Source organism: Candidatus Sarmatiella mevalonica, assembly GCF_016751895.1.
GTDB classification, from domain to species: Bacteria; Pseudomonadota; Alphaproteobacteria; order Rickettsiales; family Rickettsiaceae; genus Sarmatiella; species Sarmatiella mevalonica.
The window spans coordinates 1-17,813 of sequence record NZ_JACVVM010000002.1; the positions used below are offsets into that span (position 1 = coordinate 1).

The window sequence follows — 17,813 nt, forward strand, 5'->3', positions numbered from 1 at the left end:
AAATAATAGAAAAGCCTATCAAAAAACAGAGGGAATATTTTTCAGGCAAAAAAAGGAAGTATACGTTTAAAACAGAAATAAGGGTAAATTCATTTGGACAAATTCGCAATGTTTCGAAATCATATAAAGGCAGGGATCATGATTTTAAAATTCATAAAGCTGGTGATCCTTTGCCTATTGGAACAAGGGTTTATGCTGATTCTGGCTATCAGGGCTTAAAGAAAAAACATAATAATGCTAAAACGCCTATTAAGAAAACAAAGAAAAAGCCTTTAACTTACTAGCAAAAGAAATACAACCATATTGTATCTAAGAGGCGGATCAAGGTTGAGAATATTATTGCAGAACTAAAGAATTTTCGTATTTTATCTCATAGATATCGCAATAAGCGTAGGGGCTATAATCTAAAGTTTAATATTAGACCTCTTTCGAAACTCACTCATGATGAGCAAATGCAAGGAGTATACGAAGCACAGAGCCGCAGCGTACATGAGGTACGTGAGGACTTGCGCATCGACAGCGTCGCCACAGTTGCCATCAGGAGTAGAGTTAGGAAAGAGGTCTATTGTTTATAACTACCGCGAGAAATAAAGTATTAATATCCGTTTTTCCGAATTCCCAATTAGTTCTGTCCATTGCCAAAACACAACTTATGATTCCGAATAAACCGATGATTAACTTAGCAATCGAAATAAAATCTATAGTAAAGCTTTTCAATAAACGATAAATTCTATGAGTTTTAGATTTATCCTTTGCGGGACCAGGAAGAGATAGCGCAAGCTCTTTTTGGTGAATACCAGCACCCGTAATAATACTCAAGATTGCTGCAACAAAAGATTTTACTCTTGATTTATTTCCGGCTATATGAGATGATAGCGCTTGAAGGCTTGAAGTAGTATATTATGCATTTTTGTCATAAAAAATAAACGATATATACTACTTCAAACCCTCATAGCAAAGCCTTTCCTTAAAAAATGTAGGGTGCTATGATAGAAACAGACGAAAAAGGTTTGGCCTCAGATTCAATTTGATTGCAGCTATTTATAACATGGAGCTAGTATAAATGAGTTTCAAAAGAGGTCTAATGAAGAAAAGGGATATGACAGAGGCAAAAAGGTAGCAGGTAGGAAGCGTCATATAGTTGTAGATCCCTATTATCCTATGAATATCGATGTCTACAGCACAACCCCTCATGATAGCAACTGTGCAAAAAGAGTATTATTTGGTCTAAAGGAAAAATTTCCAAGGTTAGTAAGGATTTTAGCGGACCAAGGTTACCAAGGAGATTTACAGAAGTGGTTTTATACTCACACTCGCGGTAGTTTACTTACCATTGCTAAGCCTAAAGCTGGCACTAATGGCTTTCAGGTGCAACAGTGGAGATGGCTTGTAGAGCGCTCATTCGCTTGGCTTGGTAACTTTAGAAGATTGTCAAAAGATTACGAAATAACCACCTCTTCAGCTAAGGCTTTTATACAATTGGCTTTTACAAAAATTGAAAAACTTATCACGTAGTTTTACGTGACTGGTTCTAAGAAGATAAAAGAATTGATTGAATCAGTAAATTGCGGGATCATTTCTTTGCCTCCATATTCACCAGATCTGAATCCAATAGAGAAATTTTGGGCTAATATGAAATGTTGGATTAAAAATCAAATTACTGAATTTGATCAATTATATGAGGCTATTTCTTATTTCTTTAAAATACCTAATTCAACCTAAATTACTATAGGAAGACAAAATCTAATCATTAGAGTTCACTTATTTTTTAGTAGACTGCTTAGCTTGTTTAGGTTTAACTTGTTTAGTTTTAACAACCCCAAAATACTCATCTAATAAACTCATCATCGTAGCATCGCGAGCGGCTGACGTCTCACCACCAGTAACCACACCCAACAACTCCTTACCCTGTCTTTTTGCTGTGGTGATAAGATTAAATCCGGATCGAGCAACATATCCCGTTTTTAAACCAGTAGCGCCAGGATAGTTAGCTAAAACACGATTATGACCCTTAACACTCTGACCACGAAACTCAAAAGAAGTTTGAGAAAATAAATGGTAAAATTGAGGGAAATCGTTTTTAATAGCAAGGGCTAGCAGAGCCATATCTGAAGCAGTAGACACTTGCTTTGGATGATGCAAACCCGAAGGATTAGTAAAATGAGAATTATTCATACCAAACACCCGTGCCTTATTGTTCATCATCTTAACAAACCTTTCCTCCGAGCCAGCAACGTTTTCTGCGCAAACAAGCGCCACATCATTAGCAGATTTCACTATTAAAGCATTAACCACATCTGACACCTTAATTCTATCTCCAGCTTTTAAACCCAACTTGCACGGTGGCGCCGCGCTAGCCTTTGCAGAAACGCGAAAATCACTATCCAAGGTAATTTTACCCTTCTTATTTATTGCTTCAAATAACAAATAAAGAGTCATAACCTTTGTTAAAGAAGCTGGATATATTCTTTCATCAGCATCATAAGCATATAAAATCTTTCTATCTCTAGCATCCACTATAATAGATGTTTTGCGTCTTGCGGCTTTATCAACATCTTGTTGAGAAAGGTTACGTTGGTTATGCTTTTTACCCTTTAAACCCCTTGTGGGCTTATGACTTTTAGTTTCAACAGCTTTGCTCTTTACTACCTGAGTCTTGTCTTTTTTAACTTTTTTATATCCAGCAAGCGCACAACCAGAACAAGTTAACTGTAGCAACAAACAAAAACAAAGGCATATAACCTGTAAAAACAATTTTTCTTTACTTCTCATAAGATATAGATTGATTATTTATTTCACGCACTCCCTTGCGAAAATTTCATAATAAGGGTGCGAAAAAGTAGACAGAGAAATGCTAGAAGAAAACAGCCAACCTTCAAATAATAACACAGGGTCTTCTTCTATATTCTTTTCCTCTATAGTAACATACAACTTACTATCAACTCCGTTCGGAATTTGGGTTTGAGCGCATCGACGCATAGTTATTTGCATGCTACCAAAATATTTTGGTTTATCTATCTCCAACACAAGCTCTACTGACTTCGCGTTGGTTTTATTTATCGCTAAAACCTTAGCTTTTTTGCAATACAGCTCTTCTGCCGACTCTGGCTTGGTTGCATTAAATACTGAGTGTTCATGATTTTGAGTTTCGTCTTCTATATACTCTCCCTCCTCCTGAATAATCAAATCTTCCGTTAGTTCTCTTTGAGACAATACGCTTGAAAAATGTAAAACCAAATAGAATAAAAAATAAACAAGAAATTTAAAGAATTTCATTTGGCTTGAAATATTTAATCCATACATCTATAAAAAGCTTAGTAATAACTATAGCAGAAAACATAGACGCCACTATACCAATAGAAAGAGTTACTGCAAAACCCCTTACAGTACCAACACCAAACACATACAGTATTAATGCAACGATGAGAGTAGTAATATTAGAGTCTAATATAGTGCCAAAAGCCGTTTTAAAACCGGTCTGAATAGCATAAAGTATAGAACGCCCAAGTTTTAATTCTTCTTTAATTCTTTCATAAATCAACACATTAGCGTCTACAGCCATACCAATAGTTAAAATAATACCAGCTATACCAGGCATAGTGAGCGTTACATCACAAATAGACATAAGAGCCATCATATAAAGCAATGCTAGCACCAAGGCTATGTCGGCAAACAACCCGAGCACTCCATAGGACCAAATCATAAAAATAGCCACTAAAGCAAAACCAACCATTCCAGCCATTTTACCACCTTCTATAGAATCTTCCCCCAAACTCGGGCCTATGCTACGCTCCTCCACTATAGTAAGCTTTGCTGGCAATGCCCCCGCCTTGAGTAGCAACACTAAATCGTTTGCAGAATCTAAAGTAAAATTCCCAGAAATAGTACCCTCACCACCTAAAATCGGCTCATTAATAACAGGAGCACTAAGCAATTTGCTATCTAATACTATAGCAAGACGCTTTTTAGTATGCTCTTTTGTTGCATCCGCAAAAAGCTTACCGCCAGCAGCATCTAAAGAGAAGTGAATTACAGGTTGATTGTATTGATCAAAAACAACCTTGGCATTCTTAAGCGACTCACCTGTCATAATGGACTTTCTACGCACCAATAGCTTGGCCTCAGGATTCTCGGCATCATACACAAACATACCACCCCTAACACCCTGTTCTGATTGATTCTCCTCCACTATGTTAAAGGTGAGTTTTGCCGTCTGCCCAAGAATTCTCTTTAAATGCGCCGGATCCTCTTCGCCAGGCATCTGAAGCAAAATATAGCGCTGCCCCTGTCGCTGTATCAATGGTTCTTTAGTGCCGCTGCTATCTACTCTATAACGCACTACTTCAATAGACTGTTCTATTAAATCTGTGGTGATCCTGTCGATAGCACCTTGCGAATAAAATATTTTCACGGAAGAATCGTTCACTTCCACGCTAACATCATCTAAAGTTTTTTTAATAATGTTTAAAGTTTCTTTTTCCTGGGTCTGATCGCGCAGATTAAACACAATACAATCTGCCTGAGTAACAAAATTTTTATATCCCACTTTGCGCAGGGCTTTCTTTAAAACATCTGTATTATTCTGAAAAGCCTCTGCAAAATATCCATCAACATCTACAGAAAGCAGCAAATGCGACCCACCTCTTAAATCTAAACCAAGATGTATGGCTGTGCTTGGTAGAAATGATGAGCTCATAAAGTTTGGCAAAGAATAAAAAATCGCCAAAAATGTAATAACAAGCGAAAGGAGGATTTTAGATTTTGATATAGTATGCGTCATGTTTTATTACTCAAAGCGCTATGAGATGAGCAGAGTGATTAAAGAGAGAACAGAAAATAAAAAAACAAGGAGTTACTACGTCTAAAACATCTAAAAACAAATCTTTTTTTAAACATAACTCACTTGAAAGGTTTATTTAAAAATTTACAATTTTTAACGAAAAAGCGAGATGATCTTGTTATTTTTTAACATCTAAAATAGATTCTTTTACTATCTTAACCTTTACGCCATCAGATATTTCCAGACTCACATGATTTTGTTCAATCGCCACAATCTTACCAATCAAACCAGATGACGTAGACACTTCATCTCCGTTTTTAATACCAGACAAGAATTGCTGATGTGCCTTGCGCTTCTTTTCTTGAGGCCTAAACACTAAAAAATAAAAAAGCCCTAACATTAAAAATAAAGGCAATAAACCAGTAACACTACTCATAAAACTTTGTTGAGGGTTAGTGGCGACAGGGGAATGTGCAGAACTAGAGGAGTTTTGAGAGTTTGCTTCCTCTGAAGCTAAAACATTTGTAAACAACATTAAAAAACCTATCTTATAAATACTGATTGTTTCCAGAAGCACTTTGTATTTTACAAAACATGCGCTTTCAAATCAAGTAGTGATCGATTATAAGAATGAAATTTAAGGAGATTTATCGCTCAAAGAAGAAATTCAGGCAACTGAATATACAAAAAAAATGAGCCTTGAACAAACAAGATGGTCGGAGCAGAGAGATTTGAACTCCCGACCCTCTGGTCCCAAACCAGATGCGCTACCAGACTGCGCCATGCTCCGAAAAATAAGAAAAAAGCAAGGCAAGTGAATTAACTAAAAAAACAAATTAATTAGATACAAGCCCCGCTTCTCACCCACTATTTTAATTGAACTCTTAAGAAGAGTCAAGAAGTTTTTAATTAAAGAAAGTTAAGACTAATTCAGAAGTTTATTTAGTATAGACTCTAACCTTCTTAATTGCTGAGACACTATACCCACTTCTGTATTTATTGCATTATTTAAAAACGCCAACAAAGCCAAAGTCTCTACGGAATCGACATTAGGAGCATAAACCTGTCCAAAAGTAGCTCCCTCCCCATAATCCATAACAAAAGCATTACCAGATTTATTAGTTAATTGAAAAACGGAACCGCTCCCCACAAGAGCAGAGATATTGGCGAATGAAAAAAAGTCTAACACACCCACTAACTTCTTACTACCATCGTCAAACACTGCATACACACCCCTCTCAGACACTTCAAATCCATTAGAAGCCTTGGCCTGTCCACCATCAACTTCCACTTCATCCATAGACCGCATATTAGTACCAACAAACTGAGTAAGAGAAAACTGACCCGATTTTCCAATAAACTTCAGCGCAATAGAGGTAGCACTACCATCTAACCAAGGAACGTTAAACCTCGCAGGCCCTTCGTAGAGGCCGGTAACGCCACCATCTAAAAAATTTATAGTACCGTTTAAAAGCAATGTATTTTGAGTATTATATAATTCAATAACCCAATTATTTTCATCTACTTTAGCAAACATCATTTTTATTTTTTGTTTCTGTCCGTTTGGACTGAACACTTCGAACTCTTGCGTAACCAAACCATTTGCAAATTGCTCGTTTGTAAGCCCTCCCCCTTCTAAAGATGGATTATATAGCGGGGGTAAAATAAGCTCTCGACCTCCTAATTGAGGAACTGGCATTCCTAGATTAGTAAACGTTTGGTCAGAGTACACTACTTTTAAGTTAATAGGTACGCCGCCATTACCATTGTTTATATCTCCTCCCGCACCACAATTTAACTTACCAACGTCGGCATTGTTTAAAGGAGCTTCTGCTTCAAAAGTAATATAACCACCTACAACGCTTTTAATTTCATATTTTTCTTTTGGCGTGACAGCTACAGCCAGATTAGCGTTTATTGTAGCATCAAAATCGAAACTCACGGTTTTCCCGGCTACAAGGCCAGATTTCTCCCCGACATAAAATTTTATTATCGGTGGGTCGCCCCCATCATTTTCAAAAATCGTTTGCCCTATAACGGAATTTTCAGCGCCCCCACCAGCTGCAAAATCTGCGCTTTTGCCTACTTTAAATAGTTTAATGGTTGAGCCGGCTGGAAGATCGGCCGCGGCTAAGTCGCCGCCGCCGCCGATGATATCGGCTGTTGATTGTAGAGTAACCGTGTGAGCACCAGCATCAACAGCAACAACTTTGTAGTAACCAGCGGGTAATTTAGCATCGCCGACGGCGTTACCGCCAGCGTTACCACCTAGCCCCCCTTGCAGATACACAATGTCATCCTGTGCAAACCCATGACCGTCGTTGACAGCTAAAACTGCATTGGTGGGGGCAGCGTTAGTTACTGCGATTTCAGTAGCGTCTGCGATTTTAACGTCTTTCCCGACCATATCCACATGGCCAATACGCGCATAATTCGTATTCAAAATACCAACCTGCCCAGTCTGAGCAGCGTTTGTAATTGCCACATCTGCATTAGTAGGTCTAGCAACTGTAAATGTATTATCGCTACAACCCACCACAACCGCAGCAACCGAGCCACCGCCAAGATTAATACGCAGAATATCGCCTTGCGTTAAACCATGCCCAACAGAAGTGATGGTAGTTAGTAAACTGTCTTTTACTCGATCTCGTTCAATGTCTGCAGCATCACCGTTATAATTACCAGTAATCAACCCCTTTTTAGCAACGCTAGTTAACGTATCCTGCGTCGCATTTAACACTTCTAACTTAAATTTACTTTTTGCGTTAGCCTCGATTTTTATACCAGCTTGAGTATCCCTGGCCCGAATACCGCTAGATGGACTGCTTTGGTTAATAATAGAGCGTAAAGCGCCCATTGTAGAAAAGCACCGCGAAACTCCTCCTGTAGCTCTAATACTAGTGAACCCTAATTGTGGAGCGATGCCTTCAAATGTAATATAAGAACCGGGGTCAGTATCCTCTAACCCAATATTTGCACTACTAAGATCGTTTGATACTGTAACACCAGGAACAGCGCCAATTAAAGCGAGTAGCTGCTGCATATTACTAAACGAATTAGTCATCTTTCCAACGTTTTGAGTAAAAGTAAAAACATGCTGCGCTTCCGCTCCACCTCGTGTCCGAATCTTTACCACAAACCCAGCGTTGTCCTTCAATCCTAAACCAAGAGACTGCTTTAAATCAGTATCAACGAGAGAAAAGGCGCCAGCTAAAGCCTTAGCTCCACATACTGTATTGCTAGGGCTAGGAAGTGCTACTCTCGCTGTTTGACGAAAAACAGCATCCACGCTTCCTGAATCAGAAGCGAATTTAAAATTAGTACCATACATCAAAACTCCATTTCCACCAGAACCTGGATTGCAATAAGCAATAGGATTTTTAATCTTTTGATCATCCGTGTGAATACTTACGCCAGCACCTGCAATACGAGGTGTATTAGGGGCAAGATTTTGCTGAACATTAGCGAAGGTGGTTACTTCTGGCTTTCGCGTAGAACGCACAACTATCGGACTTAATAAAGCAGAAGGTACATCCGTTTTAGGATCTACACTACGCGCCAATAAAATGTTGCCATTCGCGTCTCGTAAAAAACCGGTGCTAGGCTCCATATGAGCATTAATAAAATTAATGGCATAAGATATATTACCTGGTGTAATACCCCCCCCTTGTTCATTAAGAGTACTCAACATACCAGCTTGCACCACTGGTATAAATATATTAGGACCAGCAGAAAAACTGCCAGCACTTTGTTGAGCAGATAAATTATTAAAATTTAATGATGTTTTGGCCACAAGAGAAGAAGGGGCGATAGGCCCTCCTGAACCTTGGCTCTGGCGAGTAACATCTGAAAATACATTGCATATAATATTAGTATTTAAAGCCCCAGGATTACGATTAGATGCCATCGTATTTTGCGCGGCTTGAGCTGCTATCATAGCAGCTTGTATTTGCGTCATAAAACTTTTTTAATTTGATTTTTATATAAAAAATATTAAACTTTTATAGAATACGTGAACAAGAGAGTTTATTACTAAATAAGCTAGTTAAATTTACTAAACAAAAAACACCTACACACTCTTACACAATACAAGATTTTAACACACAGCTAAAAACAAGTAAAGTCTCATACAAGTCAGAGTAATACATTAATATATTCAATAAATTAAAAAAATATAAATAAATAATTACCACTTGCTTTTAAATATAAAAAGCGATATCATACAAAAAGCGATATGCATGTTTTTGCTGGTGCTTGTGGGAGTTTTTGTTTAAATAGCTCATTAATTTCCGTGCATTAAGAGGGGGTGTAGCTCAGTTGGTTAGAGCATCTGCTTGTCACGCAGAAGGCCGTGGGTTCAAGTCCCATCACTCTCGCCACTTCTCTTTGGCACTCAGCTTTCCTCCGTTGTTTTGTTGCCGCGCGCAACTCATTTTTTCCTTTTATTTGTTTTATACTCCATTCTCGCCTCCATCTTGTCTCTTATACTTGTGAAATACTCCTTTTTATTATTTAATCTATCTTATATAATTTAATTAAAAGCTTAATTAAAATAAAAAATAAATTACAAATTGTTTAAATGTATGTGGTATTTTACGTGGATATTGGGTTTGGGCATCGCTTGCCTTTTTACCATCGTACATGCTTTAGCCTTAAACTACGATCGCCCTACTAATTCAAGTTCATCAAATCAAACAACCTAAATAACAACTATCTAAAGAATTGATATAGAGCATAATATGAATGACGTCGCTTTTACTAAAAAACAATTCAGTTATCCAGGTCTTAGTTTAAGGCTTTTTGCTGTGTGTATAGATGTATGGATTTTAGGAATAGCGTTTTGGCCATTCTTGTATCTATTTCAAAAATTTTTGCTTCCAGTATTGATACAAAAATACCCTCTCAGCAAGATACAAGAACAATCCAATCTTGACTATTTGGATCAGTTAGATTTTTCGTTTATTTCCAATGAAAACATAGATTATTCGGCGTTATACATTTATTGCTCCATAATATTAACAATAAATTTACTCATGACATCTTCTTTTTGGTTAACGTTTTGGATATACAAACAAACCTCTTTAGGCAAAATGCTATTCAAGATAAAAGTACTAAACACTGAAGATCTATCAATTCCTACCAAAAAACAATATGTTATTAGAATGGTTTCTATGATCTGCATGCCGTTTGGAATAATCACAATTCCTTTTAATAAAAAAAGACAGGCTCTGCATGATATGATTGCTGGTACAGTTGTTGTGCAGATCTAGAATTGATAAAATTTTACCTCCGTCTTGTTAATGCCACAATCAACACGCGTAATATCAGCTAATTGTTTAAGATTTTTTTTGATATTTTTTATAACGTTTATATTGGGTGGATGTAGCATTAAACCTCTATACAAACAAAATAACAGCTCTATTCTCTCCTCTATTATAGTAGAACCAATCGATTCTGTGCAGGGCGCACAATTTTGTTATTTTTTATCCAACTTAATTCCTGCAACAACCAACCCGGAATATAAAATCGTAGTAGAACTCAAATATCAAAACCAAAGCGCTATTATCACGCCTCAAGCAATTGTTGAGAGGTCTGTTATTATTCAGACGGTGCGGTATAAGTTAATTAACATTAAAAGCGAGAAGATTTTGCTCAATCGATCACTGCATGCCCTAGCGTCATACGAAACCACCAGCGAGATATATCAAAGCTATGTAGAAAAGGAGTGTTTGTTAGAAAATATAGCGCGCACCGTTGCACAAGATATAGTAGACAATATTTCTTTAATAAAATGACAGCATTAACAAAGTAGCATTTAGTTAGTTTAATAAGATGAAAGCAAACTTAACTTTCCATATTCTAGCTTATAAACTCGACTAAATTGATGAATATAACTTTCATCATGCGTAGCTATTACAACAGCTTTCTTCTCTTCTTTTGCTAGTCTTAGAAGAAGTTTAAATACAGACTCGCCGTTATGGCGATCAAGACTGCCAGTTGGTTCGTCTGCTAAAATAACATCAGGATTGTTCATCAAGCTTCTACAAATTGCAACCCTTTGCTTTTCTCCTCCAGATAATTGATTAATAAAAGCATGAGCTTTCTGCCCCATACCAACTCTTTCTAACAAATCTTGAGCTAATTGGGTAATTTTCTTTTGCTCTCTGCGCCACAATAGAGCTGGAAGCATTATGTTTTCTATAGCAGTAAAATCTGGCAAAAGATTATGAAACTGATAAACAAAACCTATGTTATGCAATCTTAACAAATGGGTGTTTGTTTGAGCCGGGCGTTCTTTAAAATATATCAAGCCATCACTAGGAGTATCCAACAACCCTAAGAGGTGGAGTAAGGTGGATTTGCCACTACCAGATGCGCCAAGAATAGCTACGGTTTCGGCGGGTTCTACATTAATACTTATTTTATCAAGAACCTGAGTGTACCCCTGCCCATCTTTATATTTTTTACTGAGATTTTCAGTGCGGAGCAATGAGACCATTATCAAAATGTAAGTTAGTTTGTTATATAAATAATACTATACACTCTAACAAATTTTTAGAAAAACACATTAAGCCCATTAATAAAAAATATAATATAAAGCCTAAATCTCAATTTCCAAGAGATTCTATAACAGATAAGTTATCAACATGAAGTTTATGCCTACCGTAACTTTCATTAAACACGCAAGCCACTTTGTCTTTATATCTAATAGAAAGTTTAGGATATACATGCTCTATAACAACCATTTTAATATTATCGCTAGAAATACGATAGTTTATTAATGACTCTCTGAGTTTATCATCAACCGAAAAAACACTTGGCAAATCTGCGTTACGCTCCTGGAATTGTAAATACATAAACTCACCATCATCAAACACACGAATAGGAATAATGTCGTCATCACCACTAACGGTGTATGCAAAATTATACTCCTCAGGATGAGCGAGATCTGGACCATTAGCTCCTTTTGAAGAAGAGGAATAAGTTTTTGTAAATTCATCTAAATCCTCGTCGGGATATAAAAATCTTACATTAAACACCACTTGTGGATCTGATATATCTTGCACTTCTTGCGCGTGCAACTCAAAGAAGTAGGTTCGTTTATTAGTTATCATAGTCATATTAGTTGTGGCGTCTTGGCTCACCGGTTTCACAAACAAACGATAACCCTCTGGTACTATTTGCCAACCAGTTGTATCACCCATAGAAATACTTAAAATTTCTTCGTTTCTAGACAGCTCAATTGTGGTTTGATATCCATAATATCCAGTAAATTTAAAAACATCGTCTGCATTATAAGTCATCACTTTAATTCTAGCGTCTATTGGAGTTGGTCTAGGCTCTCGCACCGCGAAAGCAATATTTAACAAACAAAATAGTGCAAAAAGTAATCTAATCATGGCAGTTTGAATATGTGTGTAATATTTTGTTAACGTTTTTGTTGTAGGTTATTGCTAATGACTTTTGTTTGATAGTCTTCAACAACAAACAAAAATTTATTCCTGTTATAAATCTTTTTTTCTAATTCATTCATATTAAAGGTAATTTGAGCTTGAGCGGTAATATCTTCCAACACACGATTATTTTTATCTTTTAACAACGCTCTAAAAATAACATTAATTCTTTCATCATCAATAACATCCACGTCTACAACTTCCACGCTCCTGGTGTTATTAACATACTTAATTATGGGCGACGCGGGATTATTAATACTCATAAACTGCAAAAACTTATTAAAAACCGACTTAGAAGACTGTTTTTGAACAAAAACTTGTTGAGTTTCGATATTTTTTTGATCATAAGACTCGCGCATTAATAGATAATTCGTAACCAAAAATTGAGCTACACCTATATCAGGATCAGAGTCTGTAATATGCGTCTTGTCACTTTTTAATCTTAAAACGTCTTGCGTAACTATCATAGCGCGCACTTTGCGCGTTAAAGGGAAAGCGCTGTATAAATTTAGAGCAATAATTAACGTCATAACGCAACAAACACATGCTAATAAGTACATGCAAACTCTCTCCTTAACAACCAACAAATACTTGCTTTGATACCAGTCTAAAGAGTTTTTTATGTAACCTTGTATATCATTTTGCATATTCTGTTAGTCTATCGTGGGTTTCAATCCTTGTTATAGTTATAACGAACACTTCACTTTTTAAGATTAACATATATGAAAAAACGATAGAAAGGCATTATGCGTAATTTTGTTGTTTCATACGATAAAATAAAAAGTAACAGTTTCATGCATGTCACTGTTGATATTATTTTTATAAAGATTGTTCCTTAACTATTGGTTTAATAAAAATTTTACATCAAAATTTAACTGTAGGTGTTTTTCACTCTTATTTTAATTAAGCGAATGGTTAAATTGATGAATAAATGTTTTTTATTACTATCTTTCTTTTTATTAGCGTCATGCGCCCCTAGTAAGCCGTATGAAATCAAAAGCCCTTGTGTTAGCGCGGACACCGGAGATTTTACACCATGCATACGCAAACCAATCAGTGATAAAGAGATAGCTTAAAATTTATTTAAGTATTATGAGATTGATTTAATGTCACCAGAACTCAAACAATATCTTTTTAAATCCGCCTCCAAGGCTTTTATAAAATTTTTCGTACCTTGTTCAATCGTAATTTTGATTTTTCTTACATTTATATCAATGAATGTAGCTTTTATTTTTACTGATAAACCAGGTTGTTTTTTTCGATATCCAGATTCAAACAACCAAATCATAAACTCTACAACTGTAACGTTAATGGCTAACGCTGAATACAATGCACAATCTAAAAATATTAAATGGACAAAAATTACTATTACTGGAGAACAAAAACAAATTGATTTAGAGGTTTCTGGTACTGTTAGTTTATGTTTAGCTAAATTACCAAAAAACAACATCTATCAAAACGACAATTTAAGAAAAAAAAATGGTAATGAAACAGATAATGAAAGAAAAATCGTTATACCAAGGGAAGGTTTTAATGATTATCTAATTATTCCCATTGTTATAAAAGACTGGAGTAATTTAAGCGACACAATCGAGAAGCACGATAAAGTAAAAGTGATATTGCAGCCAAGCACTCTAGAAAGTAATTACGTTGTACATAATCCATTTGATCCAAACAATCCTTTTTTAGGAAAATGCAAGGCTGGTGAAAGAGCATATCACCCTGTATGCGGAAGATATGCAATGTATGGAGGAGAGTATATCTCTAGTTGTAACATGAGCACAAACTACAGCTCAATAAGACCGATTGACAAAGATGGTGACAAAGTAGAAAAAGTTTGCACAGCTCTTAATTTAAAAATAGAAGATTATAGCAGCAAGACTGACGATCAAGTTTGTTGTAAAGGATTTACCGAATGTTGTAATTGCGAAAAGCTAAAAAACCCTGAAGTTCTTAAGTATTTTGACACAAGAACTGACGGGTCTCCAAAAGTATGTGGAACAAACGGTTGTTGTAAACGATTCGAAGGAACAAAATGCATTGAAAAATGCAATGGAATGCAAGATATATGCAAAGAACCTATAGAACAAGATAGTTTTGGATATAGAACTAAAGAAACAAAAAAAAGGGTTTGTACTCCTTCAAGTAATTGTATAGGATATGACACTGTAACAAGAACAGTATGTGTTTGTAAGCCATTTCTTGAAATAAAAAAAGAAACAAAAGATACTCCAAAGGTTTATGTACATGGTAGTCCAAATAACATAACTAACGCAGAAGCCCAAAATCCAAATCACAAAGAAATAACTGGTTATTGCATTGAGGAATCTGGAAAGCTTCACGAACAAAAATTCTGGTGTACAGCTGACGACGCGGCTGGTCTAAAATACAGATTAACATCTACTGAAGAAGGTAAATGGGTAAATCCACCAGACAACGAAAGATTGATATATATCAAAAATAGCGAAGTTAATAAAAATGATGTCGGAAATCTTCAGTTTAAATTACACAACGTATCTGGGCCTACTAACAGCGGTGGTTTTTTAATAGGCATACAACACACTAAATGTGTAAGAGAAAATGGAGAAACAATAAACAACATAGGTGGCATAGAATATTTAATCACTAGCACAGATACACAGGAAAACCAGTTGTCAGAAGAAAAAGCAAAAATTATACAATTTAGTAACAAAAAAGGTCAGATTGATATACCTCAAAACATAGGAAAAAACTTAACTCTTTGGATGAGGGTAAAAAACAACAAAACAGACTATGCTGATAGCATGGGTAGTTACTCTGTGATGATAAAACAATCTATAAAATCAAACAACTCTAACACAGCAATAGCGAAATTTGTATCATTGCGCACAAAGTTTCAGGATTTTGGTGTTAATATTTTTAAAAACATCACCTGTAATAACAACGATGATGTTATGTGTAAATTGGCGTTAAAGGAAGGAAAAAGAATTCCAGGATGTGAAAAAAGTTGTTTGGATTTTTTGTTTTTAATACATGTTTGTCTTTCTTTGTATATAACAATATACGGCCTGTCTATAATAACTGGATACGCGCGCATTGAGATATACGACGCAATAATTAGAGTAACAAAAATAATAATTGTTAGTGGTTTGCTTAGTAACACAACTATAAACTTTTTCACTACATACGTCTTGCCAATTGCATATAACGGAATAGATTACATTATTGCAAACATAAGTGGTTATGATGTGTCAAAATCTGAGTATGGTACTCATCCATTCTCTTTTTTATCTGTGGTCACAGATCGTTTATTTAGTAGATTATTTTGGATGCAAGTTCTAACAACTATATTTTCTGGAGCGTTTGGTATATTCTACTTCTTTTTTTTGATACGTTCTGGTGTAGGTTTTATTAAAATTATTATTAAATGCTTGGCGAGTTATACGATGTCAATACTAATGATTACTTTTTTAATAGCATTAGCGCCTATATTTTTAATGATGATTTTATTTCGTACCACATACTCTTTATTTGTTAATTGGGTAAAGTTTTTATGTTTCTATACAATCGAACCCGTTATTTTATTTGCTGGAGCTTCAGTGTTTATTCAATTATTCACTGTGTATTTGGATCGAGCGCTAGACTACAGTGTATGTTGGAAATGCAAGCTTCAAGTATCCATTTGGTGTTTAAAATGGTTCATGCCGTGGGGCAGCGAAGGAAACTTCTCTTTTGATAATCAAGATGAAGATGGAGGTTTAACTTCGAGTGTAGTCTATATCTTTGCGATTACTTTATTGCATCAGACATGCTCAAAATACGTTGACGCCGTGGGAAGTTTTACTGCACGTTTAATAGGTTTAACAGATATAACTTCTTCTGGACAAATAAGTGCAGATCTAACGGACCAAGCAAAAAAAGGGGCATCGAAAGTTGCAAACTATGTTATACGTCAAGCTAAGTCTGCTTATAGCAATGCAAAAAAAGCTCTCCAAGACGACGTACGTAGAGAATAAACCAACGTTTATAGTAATTAAGTTGATGTAGCGTATTTAAAAAAGAGAAACTACGGAATCAAATAACATCGCAAAATTTTCAATACAAAGATAGAAAAACAAGTTTGCAACCCACATTCAATCTATCGTTTTTGATGGTTGATGAAATAGCGCATTACCCATTTCTGCAATCCATTACTACAAAGTAAAAAATAAAAGAATTTATATCAAAGATAACAAAAGAATAAAATATCATTTTAAACATAACTTTACCAAAAAATTCTTCTTTTTGCCTAATGTAATTTTTAAATACTTTAATCCATCTTCTGGATTTAAATGAACAAAGAGATTTTCAGACAAAACCTCCTGGTTATACAACGTCTCGTCATTTAATCTAACAGCCCCACTCTTTATCAATCTCTTTGCGTCAGATTTAGAATCAACCGCATTAAGTTGCAAAAGAGCATCACAAACATCTATCTTTCCTATCTGAGAAAGAGTAACTTGAGTAACTGGAAGGTTAAAATCTAAACCTCTTTTTTCAAAAACCATACAAGCTGTCTCTCGCGCTGTAGTTGCTTGTTCTAGTCCATGGCACAAACAAGTTACTCTGTAGGCTAATGTTTTTTTAGCATCGTTGATATCGCTTTGAACACTTGCTTCAAAAGCACTTTGTTCTTCTTTGTTAAAATCGCAATACAACTTACTAAAACGCACAACATCAGCATCTTCGCAATTACGCCAATATTGATAGTAGTCATATGCAGACGTTAACTCTTGGTTAAGCCAGGTAGCGCCACCAACTGTTTTGCCCATCTTCACACCAGAAGAGGTGGTGAGGAGTGGAGTGGTGAGAGCAAAAACTTCTTTTGACAAAATACGTCTAGTAAACTCCATACCCATTAAGATATTGCCCCACTGGTCACTTCCACCTATTTGCAACACACAATTATATTCTTTTGCTAGATGATAAAAATCATAGGCCTGCAACAACATATAATTAAATTCTAAAAAAGACATAGACTGCTCTCTATCTAACCTAGATTTAACAGATTCCATTGTAAGCATTCTATTGATAGAGATTAACGAACCATAATTACGCAAAAAATTAAGGTATCCAATAGAATCTAACCATTGAGAGTTATCTAGAAGCAAGGCGTCTTGAGGTTTATCGCCAAAGGTTAGGAATTTTTCTAAAGATTGTCTTATACCTTGGGTATTGCGATTTATATCTTCTTGAGTTAAAGAAGGGCGCGCCGTATCTTTGCCAGTAGGGTCACCTATTTTAGAAGTTGCGCCACCAATAATAACTATTGGTTTGTGTCCATGTTTTTGTAATAAACGCAATATCATAATTTGCATCAAACTACCAACATGCAAAGAGGTGGCGGTTGCATCGAATCCAATATAAGCAACTATTTTTTTGCTACTCATTAATTCGCGCAAATCATCTAAGTTACTAGCTTGAGCGTAGTATCCGCGAGAAATAAAATCGTCAATAAAGTTCATTTTTATTATGTTGTTGTTTTGTTTATAAAAGCATATACGCTTCTTGTTAGATCATACTGTAATAGGAGTAAAATTCAAGAATTTAGTTGGTCGTTG

Annotated in this window: 18 protein-coding genes, 2 tRNA genes and 1 pseudogene; 10 read left to right on the forward strand and 11 right to left on the reverse strand. The window is 35.6% G+C overall.

Features of this window, described 5'->3' with window-relative positions:
- Together Sarmat_RS00305 and Sarmat_RS00310 are read left to right on the forward strand one after the other, a co-directional pair.
- Positions 1-284 (forward strand): transposase family protein (locus Sarmat_RS00305; protein ID WP_244127075.1); only part of this gene is annotated, 284 nt, incomplete at its 5' end.
- Between the two features lie 157 nt (positions 285-441).
- Complete coding sequence (locus Sarmat_RS00310; RefSeq protein ID WP_202148868.1) at positions 442-591, forward strand: hypothetical protein; 150 nt, start codon at positions 442-444, stop codon at positions 589-591.
- On the opposite strand, the gene Sarmat_RS00315 is transcribed toward Sarmat_RS00310, so the two are convergent.
- A complete protein-coding gene (locus Sarmat_RS00315) occupies positions 550-819 on the reverse strand; it encodes a hypothetical protein (RefSeq protein ID WP_202148869.1) in 270 nt (89 codons plus the stop codon). The two genes, Sarmat_RS00310 and Sarmat_RS00315, sit on opposite strands and share 42 nt — an antisense overlap.
- A 240-nt stretch (positions 820-1,059) precedes the next feature.
- Here Sarmat_RS00315 and Sarmat_RS00320 point away from each other — a divergent pair, with 240 nt between their 5' ends.
- Both Sarmat_RS00320 and Sarmat_RS00325 read left to right on the forward strand, forming a co-directional pair.
- Positions 1,060-1,515: a transposase gene (locus Sarmat_RS00320; RefSeq protein ID WP_202148900.1), complete on the forward strand. Its 456-nt coding sequence runs from the start codon at positions 1,060-1,062 to the stop codon at positions 1,513-1,515.
- Positions 1,516-1,539: 24 nt separating this feature from the next.
- Positions 1,540-1,722, forward strand: a pseudogene (locus Sarmat_RS00325) (transposase); the annotation flags it as partial.
- Positions 1,723-1,761: 39 nt separating this feature from the next.
- On the opposite strand, the gene Sarmat_RS00330 reads toward Sarmat_RS00325, so the two are convergent.
- From Sarmat_RS00330 to Sarmat_RS00355, 6 genes are all read right to left on the reverse strand, one after another.
- Positions 1,762-2,772 carry a D-alanyl-D-alanine carboxypeptidase family protein gene (locus Sarmat_RS00330; RefSeq protein ID WP_202148870.1) on the reverse strand — a complete coding sequence of 337 codons (1,011 nt, stop codon included), beginning with the start codon at positions 2,770-2,772 and terminating at the stop codon, positions 1,762-1,764.
- 18 nt (positions 2,773-2,790) lie between these two features.
- The gene (locus tag Sarmat_RS00335; RefSeq protein WP_202148871.1) at positions 2,791-3,213 is read right to left on the reverse strand and encodes a DUF2155 domain-containing protein; all 423 of its coding nucleotides are present in this window, start codon (positions 3,211-3,213) and stop codon (positions 2,791-2,793) included.
- A 49-nt stretch (positions 3,214-3,262) separates the two neighbouring features.
- Complete coding sequence (secD, locus tag Sarmat_RS00340; RefSeq protein WP_202148872.1) at positions 3,263-4,780, reverse strand: protein translocase subunit SecD; 1,518 nt, start codon at positions 4,778-4,780, stop codon at positions 3,263-3,265.
- Between the two features lie 178 nt (positions 4,781-4,958).
- A complete protein-coding gene (gene yajC / locus Sarmat_RS00345; RefSeq protein WP_202148873.1) occupies positions 4,959-5,315 on the reverse strand; it encodes a preprotein translocase subunit YajC in 357 nt (118 codons plus the stop codon).
- A 178-nt stretch (positions 5,316-5,493) separates the two neighbouring features.
- Positions 5,494-5,570: transfer RNA gene (locus Sarmat_RS00350), tRNA-Pro, on the reverse strand.
- Positions 5,571-5,705: 135 nt separating this feature from the next.
- On the reverse strand, positions 5,706-8,738 hold the full coding sequence (locus Sarmat_RS00355; RefSeq protein WP_202148874.1) for a hypothetical protein: 3,033 nt from the start codon (positions 8,736-8,738) through the stop codon (positions 5,706-5,708).
- A gap of 344 nt (positions 8,739-9,082) precedes the next feature.
- Here Sarmat_RS00355 and Sarmat_RS00360 point away from each other — a divergent pair.
- From Sarmat_RS00360 to Sarmat_RS00375, 4 genes are all read left to right on the forward strand, one after another.
- Positions 9,083-9,159 (forward strand) — tRNA-Asp (locus Sarmat_RS00360).
- A gap of 204 nt (positions 9,160-9,363) precedes the next feature.
- Positions 9,364-9,483, forward strand: a complete 120-nt coding sequence (cydX, locus tag Sarmat_RS00365; protein ID WP_202148875.1) for a cytochrome bd-I oxidase subunit CydX — start codon at positions 9,364-9,366, stop codon at positions 9,481-9,483.
- Between the two features lie 36 nt (positions 9,484-9,519).
- Positions 9,520-10,050 (forward strand): RDD family protein, encoded by a 531-nt coding sequence (locus Sarmat_RS00370; protein WP_202148876.1) that lies wholly within the window; start codon positions 9,520-9,522, stop codon positions 10,048-10,050.
- A 78-nt stretch (positions 10,051-10,128) separates the two neighbouring features.
- A complete protein-coding gene (locus tag Sarmat_RS00375) occupies positions 10,129-10,575 on the forward strand; it encodes a hypothetical protein (RefSeq protein WP_202148877.1) in 447 nt (148 codons plus the stop codon).
- Positions 10,576-10,604: 29 nt separating this feature from the next.
- Here the strand turns inward: Sarmat_RS00375 and Sarmat_RS00380 are convergent, their stop codons facing one another.
- The 3 genes from Sarmat_RS00380 to Sarmat_RS00390 form a co-directional block, all read right to left on the reverse strand.
- Complete coding sequence (locus Sarmat_RS00380; protein ID WP_202148878.1) at positions 10,605-11,270, reverse strand: ABC transporter ATP-binding protein; 666 nt, start codon at positions 11,268-11,270, stop codon at positions 10,605-10,607.
- Positions 11,271-11,388: 118 nt separating this feature from the next.
- Positions 11,389-12,180: a P-type conjugative transfer protein VirB9 gene (gene virB9 / locus Sarmat_RS00385; protein ID WP_202148879.1), complete on the reverse strand. Its 792-nt coding sequence runs from the start codon at positions 12,178-12,180 to the stop codon at positions 11,389-11,391.
- A 29-nt stretch (positions 12,181-12,209) separates the two neighbouring features.
- Entirely contained in the window at positions 12,210-12,881 is a 672-nt protein-coding gene (locus Sarmat_RS00390) for a VirB8/TrbF family protein (RefSeq protein ID WP_202148880.1), read from the reverse strand.
- Between the two features lie 264 nt (positions 12,882-13,145).
- Here Sarmat_RS00390 and Sarmat_RS00395 point away from each other — a divergent pair, with 264 nt between their 5' ends.
- A complete protein-coding gene (locus tag Sarmat_RS00395) occupies positions 13,146-13,310 on the forward strand; it encodes a DUF2706 domain-containing protein (protein WP_202148881.1) in 165 nt (54 codons plus the stop codon).
- 30 nt (positions 13,311-13,340) lie between these two features.
- A complete protein-coding gene (locus Sarmat_RS00400) occupies positions 13,341-16,229 on the forward strand; it encodes a TrbL/VirB6 family protein (RefSeq protein WP_202148882.1) in 2,889 nt (962 codons plus the stop codon).
- A 231-nt stretch (positions 16,230-16,460) separates the two neighbouring features.
- Here Sarmat_RS00400 and tyrS read toward each other — a convergent pair whose 3' ends face one another.
- Entirely contained in the window at positions 16,461-17,717 is a 1,257-nt protein-coding gene (gene tyrS, locus Sarmat_RS00405) for a tyrosine--tRNA ligase (RefSeq protein WP_202148883.1), read from the reverse strand.
- Positions 17,718-17,813 lie beyond the last annotated feature (96 nt).

Excerpts from the sequence above, each read along its gene's own strand:
- Sarmat_RS00310 (WP_202148868.1), top strand. The coding sequence starts at position 442 with ATGATGAGCAAATGCAAGGAGTATACGAAGCACAGAGCCGCAGCGTAC.
- Sarmat_RS00330 (WP_202148870.1), bottom strand. The coding sequence starts at position 2,772 with ATGAGAAGTAAAGAAAAATTGTTTTTACAGGTTATATGCCTTTGTTTT.
- secD (WP_202148872.1), bottom strand. The coding sequence starts at position 4,780 with ATGACGCATACTATATCAAAATCTAAAATCCTCCTTTCGCTTGTTATT.
- yajC (WP_202148873.1), bottom strand. The coding sequence starts at position 5,315 with ATGTTGTTTACAAATGTTTTAGCTTCAGAGGAAGCAAACTCTCAAAAC.
- Sarmat_RS00355 (WP_202148874.1), bottom strand. The coding sequence starts at position 8,738 with ATGACGCAAATACAAGCTGCTATGATAGCAGCTCAAGCCGCGCAAAAT.
- cydX (WP_202148875.1), top strand. The coding sequence starts at position 9,364 with ATGTGGTATTTTACGTGGATATTGGGTTTGGGCATCGCTTGCCTTTTT.
- Sarmat_RS00370 (WP_202148876.1), top strand. The coding sequence starts at position 9,520 with ATGAATGACGTCGCTTTTACTAAAAAACAATTCAGTTATCCAGGTCTT.
- virB9 (WP_202148879.1), bottom strand. The coding sequence starts at position 12,180 with ATGATTAGATTACTTTTTGCACTATTTTGTTTGTTAAATATTGCTTTC.
- Sarmat_RS00390 (WP_202148880.1), bottom strand. The coding sequence starts at position 12,881 with ATGCAAAATGATATACAAGGTTACATAAAAAACTCTTTAGACTGGTAT.
- Sarmat_RS00395 (WP_202148881.1), top strand. The coding sequence starts at position 13,146 with ATGGTTAAATTGATGAATAAATGTTTTTTATTACTATCTTTCTTTTTA.
- Sarmat_RS00400 (WP_202148882.1), top strand. The coding sequence starts at position 13,341 with ATGTCACCAGAACTCAAACAATATCTTTTTAAATCCGCCTCCAAGGCT.
- tyrS (WP_202148883.1), bottom strand. The coding sequence starts at position 17,717 with ATGAACTTTATTGACGATTTTATTTCTCGCGGATACTACGCTCAAGCT.